Source organism: Actinoplanes sp. CA-015351 (assembly GCF_050955685.1).
Classification (GTDB): Bacteria; Actinomycetota; Actinomycetes; order Mycobacteriales; family Micromonosporaceae; genus Actinoplanes.
On record NZ_CP192102.1, the window covers coordinates 7,902,279 to 7,920,356 of the forward strand.

An 18,078-nucleotide genomic window follows, 5' to 3' on the forward strand; every position below is an offset into this window, starting at 1 on the left:
GATCGGCCGGCCAAACCGCACAAGATCTCCGAGCGGCACAGCACACCGGGAACCCGCCACGACGCCCCGAACCCGAGGGGAGCAACGACGGGCGAGGGCCAGCGTGTCGATTTAAGGTGCGCTCCGCGCCCAAAATCGACACGCACGGGATGGATCGGCTGGCTGTGTTGACTTGGAGTGCGAATCGCACACTGAAACAACATGCATCGGTGCTTCACTCACGCGGTGATGACTGACCGCCGGTGTCGCCCAGCAGTGCGTCGCGCCGGACGGGCTTCGGGCGTACTCGATCAGCAGCAGCCACCGCCGCAGCAACCGCCACCACCGGCGGCCGGCGCGGGTGCGGCCTGGGCCGCGCCGCCGCGGCCGGCGCCTCCGCCGACGGCGACTGTGGACAGCAGCTTGACGGTGTCGCCATGACCCTGGGGGCAGGAGGCGGGCGCGGCGGAATCACTCATCGGACGACTGACCTCGAAGGTGGCGGCGCAGGCGCGGCACCGGAACTCATAACGCGGCATCCGACCAGCGTAGGGCCCCTGCGATGATCTGTGCACCGGGAGTTCTCCACATGGCCGGAACGACTTCCGTCAGGTGTGACACGAACGGGTAGGGTCGTGCCGTGACGGAGGCGCCCAAGACACCTGCAGAGGGAATCGAGCTGCGTACGGCGGCACCGCATCAGAGCGGTCCGCTGGGGAGTTCTGGGGCTGCGCCGTCGGAGACCTCTGGGCCAGCCTCGCCGGACAAGTCGGATAAGTCCGGCGAGGGACCGGCCGAGAAGGCCACATCCGACACCGCCGTCGTGCCGAAGCAGCGAAGCAAGGACGACGCGGACAAGGCCGCGACGCCGGCGGAAAAGGCCAAGACGCCGGCGGCCAAGCCCGAGACCCCTGCGGAAAAGGCCGCAGCATCGGCGGACAAGTCCGAGGCATCGGCGGAAAAGGCCGCAGCACCCGCGGACAAGACCGCAGCGCCGGCGAAAGGTGAAAAAGCCGGTACGAGCGACCCTGACGGCCAAACCGATCCCGCCGCCAAGGCGACCACCAATGACGGCGGTTCGGACGGCAAGGGCGATCCTGGCAGGACCGGAGCGGCGGTTGCGGCCGGAGCGGCGACCAGGACTCGGCGGTTGGTGCACGTCGCCGGGCGGGCTGGGAAGGCCACGGTCGGCTGGGCCAAGGGGCCGAGCGGACGCGTCATCATCCCCGGCTTCGTGATCGTGGCGCTCGTCGTCCTGGCGGGTACCTCCGGCGCTTACCTCGTACCCAAGGCTCTGGACGCCGCGCCCGCGCCGAGCGCGACGCCTACTTTCGGCGGCGAGGCCGCGGCTGCGGCCTCCGCCGCGCCCGGTGGCCTTCCCGGAGATCCCGCGGCCGGACTGACCGGACTGCCGACCGGCCTGCCAACCGGACTCCCGACTGGTTTGCCCACGGGTCTGACCACCGGCATCCCCACCGCCGGGGCGACCGGCCTGCCCGGCATCACCGGACTGCCGACCGGATTACCGACCGGCCTGTCCACCACCCAGCCCGCAGTGGGTGGCGCCCGGCCGGCTGACGCGCTCGCCAGCTGGGCCACCCAGGTCGGCACCCAGGTCGGCATCCCGGTCGTCGCGGTGCAGGCCTATGGGTACGCGGAACTCGTCACCGCGAAGACCACACCGTCCTGCCACCTGAGCTGGACCACGCTGGCCGCCATCGCGAAGGTCGAGTCCGAGCACGGCAGCCACAACGGCGCTGTCCTCGGCGTCGACGGCGTCTCCACGCCGACGATCTACGGCCTTCCGCTGGACGGCAAGGGCGGCCGGATGCTGATCACCGACACCGATCAGGGCCAGCTCGACGGCGACCCTGCCTTCGACCGGGCGATCGGGCCGATGCAGTTCATCCCGGCCACCTGGAACGAGAGCGCGGTCGACGCCGACAACGACGGTGTGAAGAACCCGAACGACATCGACGACGCCGCGATGACCGCAGCCGTGTACCTCTGCAAGGGCGGACGCGACCTGACCAAGGCGGAGTCCTGGTGGGACGCGATCCTCTCCTACAACGCGGTCCGGCCGTACGCGCAGAAGGTTTTCCAGTTCGCGGACGACTACGGACGGCGCAGCCGAAGCTGAAAATCGCGACTCTGGGTGAGCGTGCCCATACTTTTGCGTGGCCAGCACTTCCCTGATGGTCACGTAAACGGCACGATGTACGGGTGAGGGTGCGTGAATGGGATCCACGCTCCGCGTCCGCGGCCGAGATCCAGTCGCTCGTGGAGACGGTGAACGCAGCCATGTCCGCAGACCTCCCCGACGATCCACCCTGGCGTGACGTGCAGGTCCGGGACTATCTGGCCGAGACCATGCCGGGCGAGCGGCGGATCACCTGGGTGGTCGAGGACGACCGGGTTCCCGAGGGCGAAGGCCAGATCTTCGCGCACGTCAACATCCTGTTGCTCGGTGACATCGGTGTGCTGGAGATCCTGGTCCGGCCCGATCTTCGCCGTCGTGGCCTCGGCCGTCAGCTTGTCGGGGTGGCTGCCCGCCGGGCGTACTTGGAAGGTTTCACCTCGATCGGGGTGGAGGCGATCGGCGGCACACCGGCGATCGCGTTCTACGAGTCGCTCGGCTTCGAGAAGGAGTACGTGGAGACCCGCAGCGTGCTCAACCTGGAGTCGGTCGACTGGCTGACCCTGGGCGCGATGGCGAGCGGCATCAGCTCCGGTTACCGGATCGAATATCACCCGGGCGGGCCGCCGGACTCGCTGCTGGAGGCGTACGCGCAGGCCAAGGCCGAGGCGCAGAACGACGATGACGACCTCGACCTGGCACCCCGGTCGTCCGACCCGCAGCGGCTCCGGGAGTCGATCGAAACGTTGCACAAGCGGGGCCTGAAGCCGTACATCGTGCTCGCCATCCACGAGGCCAGCGGAACCGTCGCGGGCCTGACCGAGGTGGTGGTCCCGGCGCAGCACCCGGAACGCGCCGATCAGTACGACACGATCGTGGTTCGCGAACACCGTGGTTACGGCATCGACCGCGCGATCAAGGCCCGGATGCTGTTCGAGCTGCGCTCAGCCGAGCCCGGCCTGCGCCAGGTGCAGACGTGGAACGCTCAGCAGAACGAGTCCATGCTGAAGGTCAACGCCGAACTCGGTTACCAGTCCGACCGGGACTGGTTCGAGTACATCGCCGACGTGACCCACCTGGTGCAGACGCTGGAGCCCCGGGAAAATCAGTAACGCTCGCGCAACCATTGGGCGACCTCGGTGGCCCAGTAGGTGAGGGTGATCTGTGCGCCGGCGCGCTTGATCGAGGTGAGCGACTCCAGGATGGCCCGCTCGCGGTCGATCCAGCCGTTGGCCGCGGCGGCCTCGACCATCGCGTATTCGCCCGACACCTGGTAAGCGGCCACCGGCACGGTGACCCGTTCGCGGATCGCGGCGATCACGTCGAGGTACGGCAGGCCGGGCTTCACCATCACGATGTCGGCGCCCTCGGCCACGTCCAGGTCGACCTCGCGCAGCGCCTCCCGCAGGTTCGGCGGGTCCTGCTGGTACTGCCGGCGGTCGCCCTGCAGGGACGACTCGACGGCCTCACGGAACGGGCCGTAGAACGCACCGGCGTACTTCGCCGAGTACGCGAGGATCGCGATGTCCTGGTGGCCGGCCGCATCAAGCGCCTTGCGGACCACGCCGATCTGGCCGTCCATCATCCCGGACGGGCCGACCATGTGGGCGCCGGCGTCGGCCTGGGCGACCGCCATCCGGCCGTAGATCTCCAGGGTGGCGTCGTTGTCGACGGAACCGTCGGCGCCGAGCACCCCGCAGTGCCCGTGCGAGGTGAACTCGTCGAGGCAGAGGTCGCTCATGATGACGGTGGCATCGCCGAACTCGGCCCGCAGATCGCGTACGCCGACGTTGAGGATGCCGTTCGGGTCGAGGCCGGCCGAACCGGTCTCGTCCTTGTCCGCGTTGTCCGGCACACCGAAGAGCATCAGGCCGCCGACGCCGGCGCTGATCGCCTCGTGCGCGGCCTTGAGCAGCGATTCCCGGGTGTGCTGGAAGACGCCGGGCAGCGTGCTGATCGGTTTCGGCTCGGTCAGGCCGTCCTTCAGGAAGAGCGGAAGGACCAGTTCGGAGGGGGCGACCCGGGTCTCCTCGACGAGGCGGCGGATCGCAGGCGTGCGCCGGAGACGGCGCGGGCGAATGTCAGGGAAGGACATCGACGCTCCCGTACAAAGAAGAAGCGCGCCGGCTCAGAGACCGGCGCGCTTCCATCGAATCAGCGGAATCGGAGGGCCGTCGGCCCCTGGACCTTGGAGCCACGGCGCTGCTTCGCGGGCATCGCCGCCAGCTTCTCGCGAAGCTCCAGGGCGTACTCGGCGAGCGCCTCGACCAGGTCCGGCACCGACGCGTTCTGCGGCTGCGTGTCGACCCGGAGGCCGAACTCGACAGCGGTCTCGGCGGTCTTCGGGCCGATCACCGCGACGACAGTGCGGGCGTGCGGCTTGCCGGCGATGCCGACCAGGTTCCGTACGGTCGAGGACGAGGTGAAGAGCACCGCGTCGAAGCCACCGGACTTGATCGCGTCGCGGATCTCGGCGGGCGGCGGGGCCGCCCGGACGGTCCGGTACGCGGTGACGTCGTCGACTTCCCAGCCGCGCTCGATGAGCCCGGCCGCGAGGGTCTCGGTGGCGATGTCGGCACGCGGCAGCAGCACCCGGCCGACCGGGTCGAGGATCTCGTCGTGCGGCGAGAACTCGGCGAGGAGGCCGTCGCTGGACTGCTCGCCGGCCGGGATGAGTTCCGGCTGGATGCCGAACGCGCGAACCGCCTCGGCGGTCGCCTCACCGATACAGGCGATCTTCACGCCGCCGAAGTGGCGGGCGTCGAGGCCGTGCTCGGCGAACTTCTCCCAGACCGCGCGGACAGCGTTCACCGAGGTGAAGATCACCCAGGCGTACCGGCCGTCGACGAGGCCCTTGACGGCGCGCTCCATCTGGGCCGGGGTGCGCGGCGGCTCGACCGCGATGGTCGGCACCTCGCACGGGATCGCGCCGTAGGCACGCAGCCGTGCGCTCATCGCGCCGGCCTGCTCCTTGGTACGCGGAACGAGAACCTTCCAGCCGTACAGCGGACGGTTCTCCCACCAGCTCAGGTTGTCGCGCTCGGCGACGTCCGAGCCGACGGTGAGCACGACCCGGCCGGTGAAGCCGAGAGCCGCCGCGACGAAGCTGTCCACGGTCGAGGTGGTGGTGTACTGCGTCTCGCCGGTGCCGTCGCCGGTCACGCCGACCGGCACACCCGGCTCGACGCCGGCGGCGAGCAGACCGTCACGGACGGCGGCGAGGTCACCGGCGTCCACGGCGACCGCGAACGAGCCCTTCTGGGCAGCGCCGGCGAGCGCGTCGAAGTCCAGGGTGGTGACGTCGTCGACGTCGGCGGCGATGCGGACGCCGGGCAGCGGGACACCCGCGTACGCCGCGACACCCTCGGCCTGGCCGATACCGGGGATCACCTCGAAGTGCACGGCGGTACGCGCGACCGCCTGCACCTCTTTCACCACGGACTCGTGCCCGAACGGGTCGCCGGCGACGAGGTGCACCGCGGAGAGACCGGACTTGGCGGCGGAGAGCAGCACCTTGGCGACGTCGCCGGGCGCACCCTCAGCCGGGCTGAACTGGGCGTCTTCCTTGGCGTCGGAACGAACGGCGCTCAGCAGTGACTCGGGCACGCCACGGTCGTAGACCACCTGGTCGGCATCGGTCAGCGCCGCGTACGCGCGACGGGTCAGCAGCTCCGGGTCGCCGGGTCCGGCGCCGATGAACGCGATGCGTCCTGCTGGCTTACGGGCGGTGCGGGTGGTCATTCTGTGCTCCCCATCAGGGTATCGGCGCCGGCGTCGAGGAGATCGGTGGCGAGCGCCTTGCCGATCTCCGCCGCGCTGGCGGGCGTTCCGGTGCGCGACAGCCGGATGGCTCGAACCCCATCCGGGCTGATCACCGCACCGCGCAGGTAAATCTCGTCGCCGTTCTCACCCTCGGCAAGTTCGGCATGTGCGGCGACCGGGGCGGAGCACCCGGCCTCCAGCGTGGTTAGCAACGCCCGCTCCGCCGTGACGACGGCGCGGGACGGTGCGTGATCGAGTGCGGCCAGCAGCTCGACCAGGTCTGTGTCGTCGGCCCGGCACTCCACCGCCAGCGCGCCCTGTGCAGGGGCGGGCAGCATGAGCATCGGGTCGAGCGTCTCGGTGATCTCCGCGGTCCGGCCGAGGCGCGCCAGGCCGGCCCGGGCGAGGACGACCGCGTCGAGGTCGGCCTCAGGGCCGAGAACTCGCGCGATCCGCGTGTCCACGTTCCCCCGAATCGGCGTGACCTGCAACTCTAGGCCCAAAGCCCGCAATTGCGCGATTCGGCGCACCGCCCCGGTCCCGATCTTGGAGCCGGGTGGGAGTTCGGCGAGCGTCAAACCGTCCCGGGCGATCAGCGCGTCACGGGGGTCTTCCCGTGGCGGCACCGCGGCGATGTGCAGCCGCGGGTAATCGCTGGTGGGCAGGTCCTTGTACGAATGGACGGCGAAGTCGATCTCGTCGGCGATCAGCGCGTCACGCAGCGCGGACACGAAGACACCCACGCCGAGCTGGGCGACCGGCGCCGCGGAGCGGTCACCCGGTGTGACGATCCGGACGAGCTCCACCGGGCGCCCGGTGGCGGCGGTCAGAGCGTCGGCGACCATCTGCGACTGGGTGAGCGCCAGCGCGCTCCCCCGGGTGCCGAGACGAAGTGGTGCGGTCACGCTTTCCCCCCGATCTCCGGCACCGCGTTCGCGTGAGTGGCGAGCGGCACGTCCAGGTCGAACAGTTCTCGCAGCAGCGCGGCGTACTGATCTCCGCCAGGCTCCGCGGCCAGCTGGCGCACCCGCACGGTCGGCGAGTGCAGCAACTGCTGCACGACCCGGTGCAGGGTACGGGAAACATCGGCCCGTTGCTCCTCGGTGAAATCCGGCCGCCTGGAGATCAACTTGCGCATCTCGGCCGAAACCACATCTTCGGCACGGGTCCGCAACGCCGCCACGGTAGGCGCGATCTCGGCCCCGCGCAGCCAGCCGAGGAAGTTGTCCACCTCACTGGCGACGATCTGCTCGACGGCCGCGGTCTCGGCCGCCGCCGGCAGGGCACGGCGGCTCGCCGCGAGCCCGTCGATGTCGACCACGACGAGACCGGGCAGGTCAGCGGCGTCCGGCGCCACGTCCCGGGGCACGGCCAGGTCCAGCACGATCAGGGGGTGCTCGGCGCCGTCCCGGGCGGCGAGCGCCGCGGTGAGTCGTTCGCGGGTCAGCACCGGCTCGATCGAGGCGGTCGCACTGACCACGATGTCCACCTCGCTGAGCGCCTGCTCCAGCTCCTCGAACGGAACCGCGACCGCGCCGTACGCCTCAGCGAGCCGATCAGCCCGGTCCATGCTCCGGTTGGTGATCCGCAGCGGTCCCACACCGGTCCGGGTGAGTGTCGCCACCGACAGGGCGCCCATCGCGCCCGCGCCGATCACCAGCGCGGACCGTCCGGTCAGGTCGACGCCGAGGTGGTCAGCGGCGACGTCGAGCGCGGCCGTCACGACGCTCTGGCCGGCCCGGTCGATGCCGGTCTCGGAGTGCGCCCGCTTGCCGACCCGCAGCGTCTGCTGCATGAGCTCGTGCAGCAGCCGGCCGACCGAGTCCACCTCGGTCGCCGCGTGGTACGAGTCCCGCAGCTGCCCGAGGATCTGCGCCTCGCCGACGACCATCGAGTCGAGGCCGGAGGAGACCCGGAAGGAGTGCCGGACGGCGGCCTCGCCGTAGTGCACGTAAAGGTGGCTGGCGAGCTCGCTAGCCGGGATGCCGGAGTGCTCGGCGAGCACGTTGCAGATGTCACCGAGACCACCGTGGAAGCCGCTGACGGCCGCGTAGACCTCGACCCGGTTGCAGGTGGAGACCACGACGGCCTCACCGACGTACGGCTGGTCGACCAGTTTCTGCAACAGGCCGGGCAGCGCGGAGTCGGGGATCACGAGTCGTTCCAGAGCGGCGACGTCGGCGGTGCGGTACGAGGCACCGATGCTGAGAAGATTCACGATCCGACCGCCTCCTGATTGCCCGCCGGGGCGGACCGGCCGCCGGGCAGCGCGGTCAGAGACGCCTTGCGGTGCTCATGGAACGAAAGGATCTGCAGCTCGATGGCGAGATCCACCTTACGAACGTCAACGTTTGGCGGCACCGAGAGAACACCCGGAGCGAAGTTGAGGATGCTTGTCACACCCGCGGCGACCAGCACGTCGGCGACTGCCTGGGCCGAGCCCGGAGGAGTAGCTATCACGCCGATGGCGATCGACTCCTCGGCGGCGACCTCGGGCAGCTCGTCGATGTGCCGCACGACGAGGCCGTTGACCAGGTCGCCGACCTTGCCCTGGTCAGCGTCGAAGAGGGCCACCACGCGGAAGCCACGGCTGGCGAAACCGGCGTAACCGGCCAGGGCGTGCCCGAGGTTGCCGACACCGACGAGGCAGACCGCCCGGTTCTTGTCGAGGCCGAGGATGTATTCGACCTGGTCGATCAGGAGGGTGACGTCGTAACCGACACCACGGGTCCCGTACGAGCCCAGGTGGGAGAGGTCCTTGCGAAGTTTGGCCGAGTTGACGCCGGCCGCCGCCGCGAGGCCCTCGCTGGACACGGTCTCAGCGCCGGTCTCGGCGAGGTGGTGGAGCGCACGAAGATATTCAGGCAGCCGTGCGATGGTCGCCTCGGGGAGATCCGGGAAGGCCGGGACGACACCGGCATCGCCGGGCGTGCTTCCTTGACGCTGCTGACTCATCTGACTCCGTGCCGACGAGGCGAACCTGCGGTGAGCCCTGTCTGTGCGATACCGGTGAAACCCACTTGGGGTGGCTGTGGTAGCGGGGCTCGTCGGAGTCACAGAGTAGGCGCTTGTGAAGGCGTGCACAAATCGCGATCTTGTTGGGACAATTGGACAAGATCGGCCCGGCTGTGTTAGCCGAACCGACCTGTCGAGTATTACCGAGCGACCCCGCCAGGGCCACCTGACTCAGAGTGACATGGCCGTCGTCACCGCGCCTACCAGCGTGTCGGCGACCGGATAGCCCGAAGTACGAAGCCGGTCAGGATCGGTGAACCCACCGGTGTAGAGAACCGCGCGGCCGCCCACCGACTCGGCCGCGTACGCGTCGTCGAGCGAGTCGCCGATCAGCACCACCTGGCTGCCCTCGACGCCGAGACCTTCGAGGTGCCGTGCCAGGTGCCCGGCCTTCATGTCGCCGCCCACCTCGGTGCGCAGTCCGTCGACCCGGGCGAAGAGCCCGGCCAGGCCGTACGTCTCGACGGCCGGGATCAGCTCGCTGTGGAACCACATGGAGAGCAGCGACTGGGTGCCCGGCCAGGTCTTGATCGCGGCCATCGCGTCGGCGGCGAGCGAGATGTCGGTCAGCCCGAGCCGGTACGCGTCATGGAAGATCCGGTCGAGCCGGCCGAACTCCTCGTCGTCCACGGCCCGGCCGAGCATCTCGGCGTAGAACTCGGCGACCGGGCGCCGGAAGGTCCGCCGGTGCTCGTCGGCGTCGACGTTGCGCGCGCCGACCGAAGAGAAGGCCGTGTTGGTCGAGGAGACCACCAGGTGAAGATCGTCGAGAAGGGTGCCGTTCCAGTCCCAGACCAGGTGCTTAGCTGTCACGAGGAGCCAAGTTACAGGCGTGGTTCCCCTGGTTGTCGAGACAAATCCCGCAGCAGGCGATCCTCTTCGATGCGCCAGTAACCGTGTTCCTTGCCGTCCAGCAGCAGCACCGGCACCCGGTCGCCGTACTCGCGTTCCAGCTCGATGTCGGAGTCGACGTCGACCTTGGTCCACTGCTGCGGCGCGATCCGGTCCAGGGTCTGCTCGGCCACCTCGCAGAGATGACAGCCGGCCCGGCTGATCAGGGTGAGTCGGTTCACAGCTCTCTCTTCCGTACTTTGCCCGTCGCCGACCGCGGCAGCTCGGTGACCAGCTCGATGCCGGGCAGCTTGAACCGGGCCAGCCGGGCCGCACACCACACCTGCAGTTCGGTCACGCTCGGCGCCGGGTCGCCGCTGAGCACCACGTACGCGTGCGGCCGCTGCCCGGAGTCCGGATCGGGCACGCCGACCACGGCAGCGGCGGCCACCCGCGGGTGCCCGTCCAGTACCCGTTCTATCTCGGCCGGGTACACGTTGAAGCCGTTCACCAGGATCAGCTCACCGATCCGGTCGACCAGGACCAGGTCGCCGTCGCCGTCCGCGTACGCCACGTCCCCGGTCGGCCACCAGCCGTCCGCCTCCGGTCCGCCGCTCGCGTCCGGCCAGTAACCGGAGAAGAGGTTCGGCCCGCGCACCACGATCTCGCCGGGGTCGGTGCCTGCCGAACCGGCCACGTCCACGTCGAGATCGCCGAGGTCCTCGTCGATCGAGGCGGTGCCGTCCCGCCACAGCTCGGCGCCGGCCCGGTTGCGCAGCAGCAGCTCGACACCGGGCAGCGGACGGCCGATCGAGCCGTTCTTGTCCCGGTGGCTCACGGCCGTCGTGGTCAGCACGGGGGCGGTCTCCGTCAACCCGTACCCGATCAAGATGCTCTTGCCGGTCAGCGCGCGGAAGCGCGCCGCTGTGCTCGCGCCCAGCGGCGCCGCGCCGCAGACTGCCGTGCGCAGAGCGCGCAGCGAGTCCCGAGCGTCCGGGTCGGCGATCCAGGCCTGGTACATCCCGGGCACACCGACCACGACGGTGACACCGTGCTCGGCGATCAGCGCGGACGCGGCCGCCGGCTCGAAGCGCTCGAGCAGCACCCCGGTCGCCGCGTGGTGCGCAACCGTCCCGAGCCCGGTGTTGAGCCCATAGGCATGGAAGAACGGCACCGCGAGCAGCACCACGTCGTCCGGACCGACAACCGGCGGCTCGATCCGGTCCAGCTGGTCATGGTTCGCGGTCAGCGCGGCATGGGTGAGCATGGCGCCCTTCGGCCGCCCGCTCGTCCCCGACGTGTAAAGCAGGACCGCGAGATCTCCGGCGCCCACCTCCGGCAGGATCCCGTCCCCAGCTTCCAGATCCGTGGGTACGCGCGGAGCGGTGACCAGACGCAGCCGAGGAGGCCCCGCCGGTTCCCCGATGATCAGGACCGCACCCGAGTCCGTCACGGCGTGATCGAGCTCATCAGCCGTGTAACCGGGATTGAGCGGGACGGCCACCCGCCCGGCGCGCAGAACTCCGAAGTAGGCGATCGCGAAGTCCACGGTGTTGCCGAGCACCAGAGCGATCCGATCGCCGGGAGCGGTGCGCGCGGCGGTCCAGCGCGCCGCGGCTGACACCCGGCTGTCCAATTCCGCCCATGTGAGGACCGCGTGACCGGCGATCAGGGCAGGCCGGTCGGGACGGCGACCGGCGGCCTCGGCGACCGGATCGCGAGCGGGTTCCTCCACGAGGCGAGAGTTTGGCACAAACGGCCCCCGAGCGGCATGCCGGACAGCGCGTCCGTTCGCGGCGAGAGGCCATCGGTGATGGTGAGGACGACTCAGGATGCCGTTAAAGATCCGTTTCGCGGCTTTGCGCGTAGCGCACTTGTTGTGCGACTCGCTGTGTCCGAAGTCGGTGATACTTCCGTCTGCGTAACGGAATCCACACCAACGGGTGAGGTAAACCGGCTTTTCAGCGGGTTGCTTCACCCCTTTTGTTGTGAGTGACCACCCTCATCCCGAGGAGGCCGCTGTGCCACACAAAGCACCTAGTAATGGCGAATTCACGTCTGGCGGGACTGAATCGCAACTGTCACAGGCCCGCCGGGTTGAGGAGGCGAAGTGACTCATGTGTACGCAGAGGACCCGTTCCACCGCGATGTCCTCGCGGCCCGGCTCGCGCTCAATGAAGGTCTGAACGCCCTGCGCGAGTCATTCGACGGCATGATCGTCAACGCGATCCGCGGTGAGAGCCCGAAGCAGACCGGCAGCCGCCGGACTCCGAACGGACCACCGGCCGTCACCCAGCCGCACGCGGGCAACGGGAAGTTCGGTGGCGGCCGGGTACAGTCGCCGCGCCCACCGGCCCAGCCGACCGCAGGCCAGCGGTCGAACATCGGCGAGCCCGAGACAGCGCCCGGCGACCACACCGTGGTCCTGCCGACGCAGAGCACCACCGGACCGCCCAGCGAGACCGCTCCCCCGAAACACCCGGCCAGGCCGGATCGTGGCGACCCGGCGGCCGAGGTGTGGGCGCTTGTCGAGCGGGCACAGGCCGGCGAGTCCGAGGCGTTCGGACTGATCTACGACCGGTACGTCGACACGGTGTTCCGGTTCGTCTACTTCCGGGTCGGCAACCGTCAGCTCGCCGAGGACCTCACTTCGGACACCTTCCTGCGCGCTCTCAAGCGCATCGGAAGCTTCACCTGGCAGGGCCGTGACCTCGGCGCCTGGCTCGTCACCATCGCCCGGAACCTGGTCGCCGACCACTTCAAGTCGGGCCGGTACCGCCTCGAGGTGACCACCGGCGACGTCCTGGACGCCGACCGGGAGGACCGCGGGCCGGAAGGCAGCCCGGAATCCGCTGTCGTCGACCACATCACGAACGTCGCTCTGCTCACCGCGGTCAAGCAGCTCAACCCGGAACAGCAGGAGTGCATCGTGCTGCGGTTCCTCCAGGGCTTCTCGGTGGCCGAGACCGCGAAGACCATGGGCAAGAACGAAGGCGCCATCAAGGCCTTGCAGTACAGGGCCGTTCGAGCGCTCAACCGGCTCCTGCCGGAAGGGTTCCAGTCTTGATCCGGCGCTCTCGGATGTCGATCTCCGATACCCGATGGCACCCCCTCTCACCCGTAACCGGGGCCGCGTGTCGCGCGTTTGTCCGGATGCGACCCGGGGCAGAGAAATCCGACTCGGTCGCCTACGCCGGCCCGCAGGCCGGCGAGACAGTCACGAGCGAGGGGAGGTGCCCACGGTGAAGTTCGAATTCCTGGACCGCCGGAGCGCCGAGCGCTTCGCGGAACTGATCGACGAGACCGGCGGCGTCCCACGGCACCACAGCCGGGGACAAACCGACGAGGAGCTCAACCGGCTGGTCGCCATCGGCAACCGGCTCGGTACGGCCCGGCCGGTCGCACCGGTCGACTCCGAGTTCCGCGTCGGCCTGCGCGCCATGCTGGTCGCCACGGCCGAGCGGGACGGCATCGGCCTGACCGCCGTCAGTGACGCCGAGCCGGTCGCCGACACCGTCGACGGAGCCAGGCGTTCGTTCTTCGGGCGCCGGATCCGAGCCCGGGGAGCGATCGTGATCGGCGTTGCCGCCGGCGCGATGGCAGTCTCCGGGATCTCCGCGGCGAGCGAGAGCGCGTCGCCCGGCGACGCGTTGTACGGCGTCAAGCGCTCCACCGAAAGGGCGCAGCTGGCGATCGCCGGATCGGATGTGTCGAGGGGTCAGCTGTCGCTGGACTTCGCCCGCAACCGGCTCACCGAGGCGGTTGCCATGGACGGCGACGACCCGGCGTTCCGCACGGTGCTCGACGACATGGACGCCGACACCCGCAAGGGTGTGCGGCTGCTCAACACGGCAGTGGTCTCCAACAAGGACCGCAAGCCGCTGACCACACTGAACGGTTTCGTCACGACGCAACGCAAGGCGTTCGAGCCGGCCATCGACGAGCTCTCCCCGGCGAACCGGGACCGGGCCGCGGCATCGCTGGCACTGCTCCAGGACGTCACCGACCGCAGCGAGCAGCTGCGGACCGGGCTGAACTGCGAGCGGATCACGCCGAACGGCTCCGACGAGCTCGGACCGAAACTGCGCGGCTGCGACAGCGACACCAACGCTGGAGCGGGCACGCAGTCTAGGCCGGGAGGCCACACCGGCAGCGGCAAGTCCTCGTCGAAGAACAACGAGGACCCGGACGCCACGCCGAAGCCGTCGAAGAGCGGGATCACCGCGAAACCGGACGTCACCGGTGACGCGACCCTGCCGGGCACGGTGGCTCCGACGACGCCGGCGAACAAGAAGCCGTCGAAGACGAGCGCGGTCACCTCGCCCAGTCCGTCCGAGACGGTCACGACCCCACCGGTCATCATCGACGAGGAGCAGGACGGCGGTGTGCTGGACGGGTTGCTCGACAACCTGTTCTGAGTAACACGCCAGACGATGGCGAGGGGCGGTGCCGAAAGTCGCGAGACTTCGGGGCCGCCCCTCAGTCGTCACTATAGGACGGTCCGGGCGATTCATTCCAGTGATTGGCGACAATCAGTCACTGGGTGGTCACGGACCGAACGCGTCGGGGCGCTTCTCGAGCAGCTCGTGCAGGGTTGCCTGAATCGTTTCGCGTACCTGGTCCGCCAAGTTGTAGACGACAAGAGGGTCGTCGGCGAACTCGGTCAGATGCGCGGTCGGGATCGGCGGGCAGAACTGGATGAGCCACTTGCTCGGCAGTGGCACCAGACCCAGCGGGCCGAGATGCGGGAAGGTCGGCGTCACCGGGAAGTACGGCACACCCAGCAACCGGGCCAGCGGCTTCAGGTCGGCCAGGATCGGGTACGTCTCCTCGGCCCCGACGATCGCGACCGGGACGATGGGCGTACCGGTGCGCAGCGCGGCCGAGACGAACCCGCCGCGACCGAAACGCTGAAGCTTGTAGCGCTCGGAGAAGCGTTTCCCGATGCCCTTGAAGCCCTCGGGGAAGACACCGACCAGCTGGCCGCTGGTCATCAGCCGCTCGGCGTCGGGGTTGCAGGCCACCGTGGCGCCGGCCGCGCGGGCCAGTTCGCTCATCAGCGGCATGCGGAACACCAGGTCGGCGCCGAGCAGGCGCAGGTGTCGTTGTTTCGGGTGCTTGTCGCGCATCGCGACGGTGAGCATCAGGGCGTCCAGCGCAACAGTGCCGGAATGGTTGCCGACCACCAGGCCGCCGCCGTCGGACGGCACGTTCTCGATGCCGAGGACCTCGGTACGGAACCAGTCGCGGTACAGCAGTTTCAGGATCGGCTGGAACACCGCGTCGGTCAGTTCCGGGTCGAAGCCGAACTCGTCCACTTCGTATGCCCCGGAGAGCCTGCGGCGCAGGAAGGCCAGGCCGTCCGCCATCCGCTGGTCCCACACGTCCGGTGCCGCGACGGGAGGCTCGACGGGTTTCTCCGGGATCGGCCGGTTCCCGTTCACCCGCTGCGCCGGTGCGGGAGTGGGCAGCTGGAAGTCGGCGTGCCCGGGCAGCAGATCACGGCGGAACTCATCCTGGCTCACGATCGGTCGCTTCCCGCCCGCACTCCTGCCGCGGTGTGACCGGCAGGGGCGGATGCGGGTTTCGGAACCGCGGCCGGCGCCGGAGAAGCAGTGGCCCGGACCCGGCGGATGCCGTCCAGAATCGTCTGCTCGGCGGCGGCCAGCCGGTCAGCGGTGATCGTCGCGCCGGCCAGGTGCGCCTTGATGAAATCGTCGAACGCTTCCGCGGTGGTACGCGGGGTGAAGTCGAACTCGCGGATCAGGCGGGAGGTGTCCACCACCCGACCGTGCACGAAGAGGTCGATCTGGTCCAGGCCGATCTGCTCGACGCCGAGATTGCGGAGCAGGGCCGCGCCGGTGGAGAGCGCCGACTCGGGCAGTGGCAGGGAAACCCGGCCGGCCCGGCGGACCGCCTGCGCGAGCATCAGGACACCGGCGCCGGCCACGTTGAACGTGCCGGGGTGGTCCTCGACCACCGAGCGGTGCAGGATCTCGAGCGCGTCCTCGACGTGCACGAACTGGAGACGTGCGTCGCGGCCGAGCACGGTCGGCACGACCGGCTGCGCGAAGTATCTGGTCAGCGAGGTCTCGGCCGTCGAGCTGATCATGGGGGCGAAGCGCAGCACGGTGGCGGCGACCTCGGAACGGCGCCTGCGGAAACCGCGGACGTAACCCTCGATGTCGAGGATGTCGCGAGCGAACGGCCCACGAGGCACGGCACGAGGCTCGGTGTCCTCGGTGAAGACCGCCGGGTCGCGGAACGACGCGCCGTACGCGGCCGTGGAGGAGCGCACCACCAGCTTGCGCAGGCCCGGCGCGCCCTGAGCGGCCGCGAGCACCTGCATGGTGCCGATGACGTTCTGTTCCTTCATCGCGGCCCGACCGCCGTGCTGCACGTCGGGCACGCTGGTCACAGCCAGGTGGACGACGGCCTCCGCGTCGAGCTCGGCGATGGCCTCGGTGGCCGCGCGAGCATCGGCCCGGATCCGTTCCACGCCTTCCAGCAGGCCCAGAAGGCCGGCCGGCGGGTCGTGCGGATCCAGACCGACGACACGATCGATCCGTGGGTCAGCGGCGAGGCGTGCGGCCACCCGAGCGCCGATGTAACGGCTGACTCCGGTGACCACGACGACGCGGGGCGGTGAGGTCACCACGGGCGCACCTCTCGATGCGTTGTCGGGATCCTCTGTCGAGGCAAGCGACGGCTCAGGCCGGGTGATGCACCCGGCCGTCCGTCACTTGCCGAGACGGCGACGCTGGACGCGGGTCTTGCGCAGCAGCTTGCGGTGCTTCTTCTTCGCCATACGCTTGCGGCGCTTCTTGACCACGGAGCCCATACGAAAAGCCTCTCGAAACCATGTGATGGCCGGCAGAACCCAAGGGCACGACCGGCTCCGGACTGGACGGCGCCCGGGGATGCTGCGTCACGATCGGCGCGCGAACCGGGAACCAACCGCTCCAGCGTACCGGGGCGGTCGCACCGGGCCAACACGACCCCGCTCTGGCACCGGGGCGACCGTCGTCAGGCGCTCTGCGAGAAGGCGCCGCGAAGATATTCGTGTACCGCGTGCTCTGGCACGCGGAACGAGCGGCCGACCCGGACCGCGGTGAGGTCACCGCCGTGCACGAGCCGGTAGACGGTCATCTTGGAAACCCGCATGAGTGCGGCCACCTCTGCCACCGTCAGGAACCGTACCTCCGAGAGTCGTTCCTCGGTCTGGGCTGGACCCGTCATCTCGTTCGCACCGATCCTTTCGCAGGCACGTGCGTGTCATCAGAACGGTATCGATACTGCTGTGACCAACGCGATGCGTTCCGTGAAATGCCCACAAAAAGTCAAGCCCGACACGCCAGATCTGCGAAGTTTTGACCCTATTGAGTTACTTGCGGGAGGTTACGACCTTCGCGACGAGGCCCATTCCGGCTGGTCGCTCGGCGATCCGGCGCATCAGGTAGCCGTACCACTGCTGTCCGTACGGCAGGTAGACCCGCACGGTGTGGCCGCCCGCGGCAAGGCGCGCCTGCTCGTCCGGGCGTACGCCGTAGAGAAGCTGGAACTCGTACTCCCCGGTGGAGCGGTCGAACCAGCGGGCCCGGTCCTCGCCGATCGCGATGAGCCGCGGGTCGTGCGTCGCGACCATCGGGTAACCCTCGCCCGACATCAGAATGTTCAGGCAGCGCACGAACGACTTGTCGACGTCGAGCGCCGACTGGAACGCCACCGACTCCGGTTCGGAGTACGCGCCCTTGCAGAGCCGCACCCGGGACCCGGCCGTCGACAGCTCCCGGCAGTCCCCCTCGGTACGCCGCAGGTGCGCCTGAAGCACCGCGCCGGTGTTCGGGAACTCGCCTCGCAGCTCCAGGAGCGTCTCCAGCGTCGCATCCGTGGTGGTGTGGTCCTCAGCGTCCAGCGTCACGCTGGTGCCCGCCTCGGCGGCCGCGGCGCAGATCGCGTGCGCGTGCTCGCGCGCGAGCTTCTCGTCGATCCGCTGGCCCAGCGCCGACAGCTTCAGGCTCACCTCGGCCGCCGGCGTCAGACCCGAGTGCTTCAGCCGGCCGAGCAGCGAGACGTACTCGTCGCGCACCGTCACCGCCTGCTCGATGGTCCGGGTGTCCTCGACCAGATGATCGAGAGTGACGGCCAGCCCGTCGTCGGCGAGCCCTCTGCTCACCCGCAGGGCCTCATCGGCGCTGCTGCCGGCGACGAACCGCCGCGCGATGCCCTTGCTGACCGGGGCGGACTCGACCAGACGCTCGAGCCGGGAGGAGCCGGCGGCGGCGATAAAGAGGGAACGGAGCATGAGCCGAGGGTAACCTCCGGAGGAGTCCGCAAACCCCGCCGCGCTTCAT

At 69.5% G+C, this 18,078-nt stretch carries 17 protein-coding genes and 1 pseudogene; 4 read left to right on the plus strand and 14 right to left on the minus strand.

What is annotated here, in order from left to right; genetic code table 11:
• Positions 1-290 precede the first annotated feature (290 nt).
• A complete protein-coding gene (locus ACQP2E_RS35905) occupies positions 291-518 on the minus strand; it encodes an FmdB family zinc ribbon protein (RefSeq protein ID WP_433827402.1) in 228 nt (75 codons plus the stop codon).
• 101 nt (positions 519-619) lie between these two features.
• Here ACQP2E_RS35905 and ACQP2E_RS35910 point away from each other — a divergent pair, with 101 nt between their 5' ends.
• A complete protein-coding gene (locus tag ACQP2E_RS35910; protein WP_433827403.1) occupies positions 620-2,119 on the plus strand; it encodes a lytic murein transglycosylase in 1,500 nt (499 codons plus the stop codon).
• 83 nt (positions 2,120-2,202) lie between these two features.
• Positions 2,203-3,228 carry a GNAT family N-acetyltransferase gene (locus ACQP2E_RS35915; RefSeq protein ID WP_433827404.1) on the plus strand — a complete coding sequence of 342 codons (1,026 nt, stop codon included), beginning with the start codon at positions 2,203-2,205 and terminating at the stop codon, positions 3,226-3,228.
• Here ACQP2E_RS35915 and hemB read toward each other — a convergent pair.
• The 8 genes from hemB to ACQP2E_RS35955 all read right to left on the minus strand — a co-directional run bounded on the left by hemB (position 3,222) and on the right by ACQP2E_RS35955 (position 11,459).
• Positions 3,222-4,211 (minus strand): porphobilinogen synthase, encoded by a 990-nt coding sequence (hemB, locus tag ACQP2E_RS35920; protein WP_433827405.1) that lies wholly within the window; start codon positions 4,209-4,211, stop codon positions 3,222-3,224. The two genes, ACQP2E_RS35915 and hemB, sit on opposite strands and share 7 nt — an antisense overlap.
• Positions 4,212-4,270: 59 nt before the next feature.
• Entirely contained in the window at positions 4,271-5,857 is a 1,587-nt protein-coding gene (locus ACQP2E_RS35925) for a uroporphyrinogen-III synthase (RefSeq protein ID WP_111649856.1), read from the minus strand.
• The gene (hemC, locus tag ACQP2E_RS35930) at positions 5,854-6,783 is read right to left on the minus strand and encodes a hydroxymethylbilane synthase (RefSeq protein WP_433827406.1); all 930 of its coding nucleotides are present in this window, start codon (positions 6,781-6,783) and stop codon (positions 5,854-5,856) included. Before hemC ends, ACQP2E_RS35925 begins: the two co-directional genes overlap by 4 nt.
• Positions 6,780-8,096 carry a glutamyl-tRNA reductase gene (locus tag ACQP2E_RS35935; protein WP_433827407.1) on the minus strand — a complete coding sequence of 439 codons (1,317 nt, stop codon included), beginning with the start codon at positions 8,094-8,096 and terminating at the stop codon, positions 6,780-6,782. Before ACQP2E_RS35935 ends, hemC begins: the two co-directional genes overlap by 4 nt.
• Positions 8,093-8,833, minus strand: a complete 741-nt coding sequence (locus tag ACQP2E_RS35940) for a redox-sensing transcriptional repressor Rex (protein WP_433827408.1) — start codon at positions 8,831-8,833, stop codon at positions 8,093-8,095. Before ACQP2E_RS35940 ends, ACQP2E_RS35935 begins: the two co-directional genes overlap by 4 nt.
• A 231-nt stretch (positions 8,834-9,064) precedes the next feature.
• Positions 9,065-9,706, minus strand: a complete 642-nt coding sequence (locus ACQP2E_RS35945) for an HAD family hydrolase (protein ID WP_433827409.1) — start codon at positions 9,704-9,706, stop codon at positions 9,065-9,067.
• An 11-nt stretch (positions 9,707-9,717) separates the two neighbouring features.
• Entirely contained in the window at positions 9,718-9,966 is a 249-nt protein-coding gene (locus ACQP2E_RS35950; RefSeq protein WP_433827410.1) for a glutaredoxin family protein, read from the minus strand.
• Positions 9,963-11,459: an AMP-binding protein gene (locus ACQP2E_RS35955; protein WP_433827411.1), complete on the minus strand. Its 1,497-nt coding sequence runs from the start codon at positions 11,457-11,459 to the stop codon at positions 9,963-9,965. The genes ACQP2E_RS35950 and ACQP2E_RS35955 overlap by 4 nt, the downstream gene beginning before the upstream one ends.
• A 375-nt stretch (positions 11,460-11,834) precedes the next feature.
• On the opposite strand from ACQP2E_RS35955, the gene ACQP2E_RS35960 reads away from it, so the two are divergent.
• Together ACQP2E_RS35960 and ACQP2E_RS35965 are read left to right on the plus strand one after the other, a co-directional pair.
• The gene (locus ACQP2E_RS35960; protein WP_433827412.1) at positions 11,835-12,791 is read left to right on the plus strand and encodes an ECF subfamily RNA polymerase sigma factor, BldN family; all 957 of its coding nucleotides are present in this window, start codon (positions 11,835-11,837) and stop codon (positions 12,789-12,791) included.
• 166 nt (positions 12,792-12,957) lie between these two features.
• Positions 12,958-13,830: pseudogene (locus ACQP2E_RS35965) on the plus strand (DUF5667 domain-containing protein); the annotation flags it as partial.
• Between the two features lie 441 nt (positions 13,831-14,271).
• Here ACQP2E_RS35965 and ACQP2E_RS35970 read toward each other — a convergent pair.
• From ACQP2E_RS35970 to ACQP2E_RS35990, 5 genes are all read right to left on the minus strand, one after another.
• Entirely contained in the window at positions 14,272-15,249 is a 978-nt protein-coding gene (locus ACQP2E_RS35970; RefSeq protein ID WP_433827413.1) for a lysophospholipid acyltransferase family protein, read from the minus strand.
• Positions 15,246-16,382, minus strand: a complete 1,137-nt coding sequence (locus tag ACQP2E_RS35975; RefSeq protein WP_433827414.1) for an NAD-dependent epimerase/dehydratase family protein — start codon at positions 16,380-16,382, stop codon at positions 15,246-15,248. The genes ACQP2E_RS35970 and ACQP2E_RS35975 overlap by 4 nt, the downstream gene beginning before the upstream one ends.
• Before the next feature lie 81 nt (positions 16,383-16,463).
• Entirely contained in the window at positions 16,464-16,565 is a 102-nt protein-coding gene (locus tag ACQP2E_RS35980) for a 30S ribosomal protein bS22 (RefSeq protein WP_007465623.1), read from the minus strand.
• Positions 16,566-16,750: 185 nt separating this feature from the next.
• Complete coding sequence (locus ACQP2E_RS35985; protein WP_014447695.1) at positions 16,751-16,963, minus strand: helix-turn-helix domain-containing protein; 213 nt, start codon at positions 16,961-16,963, stop codon at positions 16,751-16,753.
• Between the two features lie 145 nt (positions 16,964-17,108).
• Positions 17,109-18,029, minus strand: a complete 921-nt coding sequence (locus ACQP2E_RS35990) for a proline dehydrogenase family protein (RefSeq protein WP_433827415.1) — start codon at positions 18,027-18,029, stop codon at positions 17,109-17,111.
• Positions 18,030-18,078 lie beyond the last annotated feature (49 nt).

Bases quoted from the DNA above. Each gene is read 5' to 3' on its own strand.
- ACQP2E_RS35990 (WP_433827415.1), bottom strand. From the start codon at position 18,029: ATGCTCCGTTCCCTCTTTATCGCCGCCGCCGGCTCCTCCCGGCTCGAG.
- ACQP2E_RS35925 (WP_111649856.1), bottom strand. From the start codon at position 5,857: ATGACCACCCGCACCGCCCGTAAGCCAGCAGGACGCATCGCGTTCATC.
- ACQP2E_RS35940 (WP_433827408.1), bottom strand. From the start codon at position 8,833: ATGAGTCAGCAGCGTCAAGGAAGCACGCCCGGCGATGCCGGTGTCGTC.
- ACQP2E_RS35905 (WP_433827402.1), bottom strand. From the start codon at position 518: ATGCCGCGTTATGAGTTCCGGTGCCGCGCCTGCGCCGCCACCTTCGAG.
- hemB (WP_433827405.1), bottom strand. From the start codon at position 4,211: ATGTCCTTCCCTGACATTCGCCCGCGCCGTCTCCGGCGCACGCCTGCG.
- ACQP2E_RS35980 (WP_007465623.1), bottom strand. From the start codon at position 16,565: ATGGGCTCCGTGGTCAAGAAGCGCCGCAAGCGTATGGCGAAGAAGAAG.
- ACQP2E_RS35985 (WP_014447695.1), bottom strand. From the start codon at position 16,963: ATGACGGGTCCAGCCCAGACCGAGGAACGACTCTCGGAGGTACGGTTC.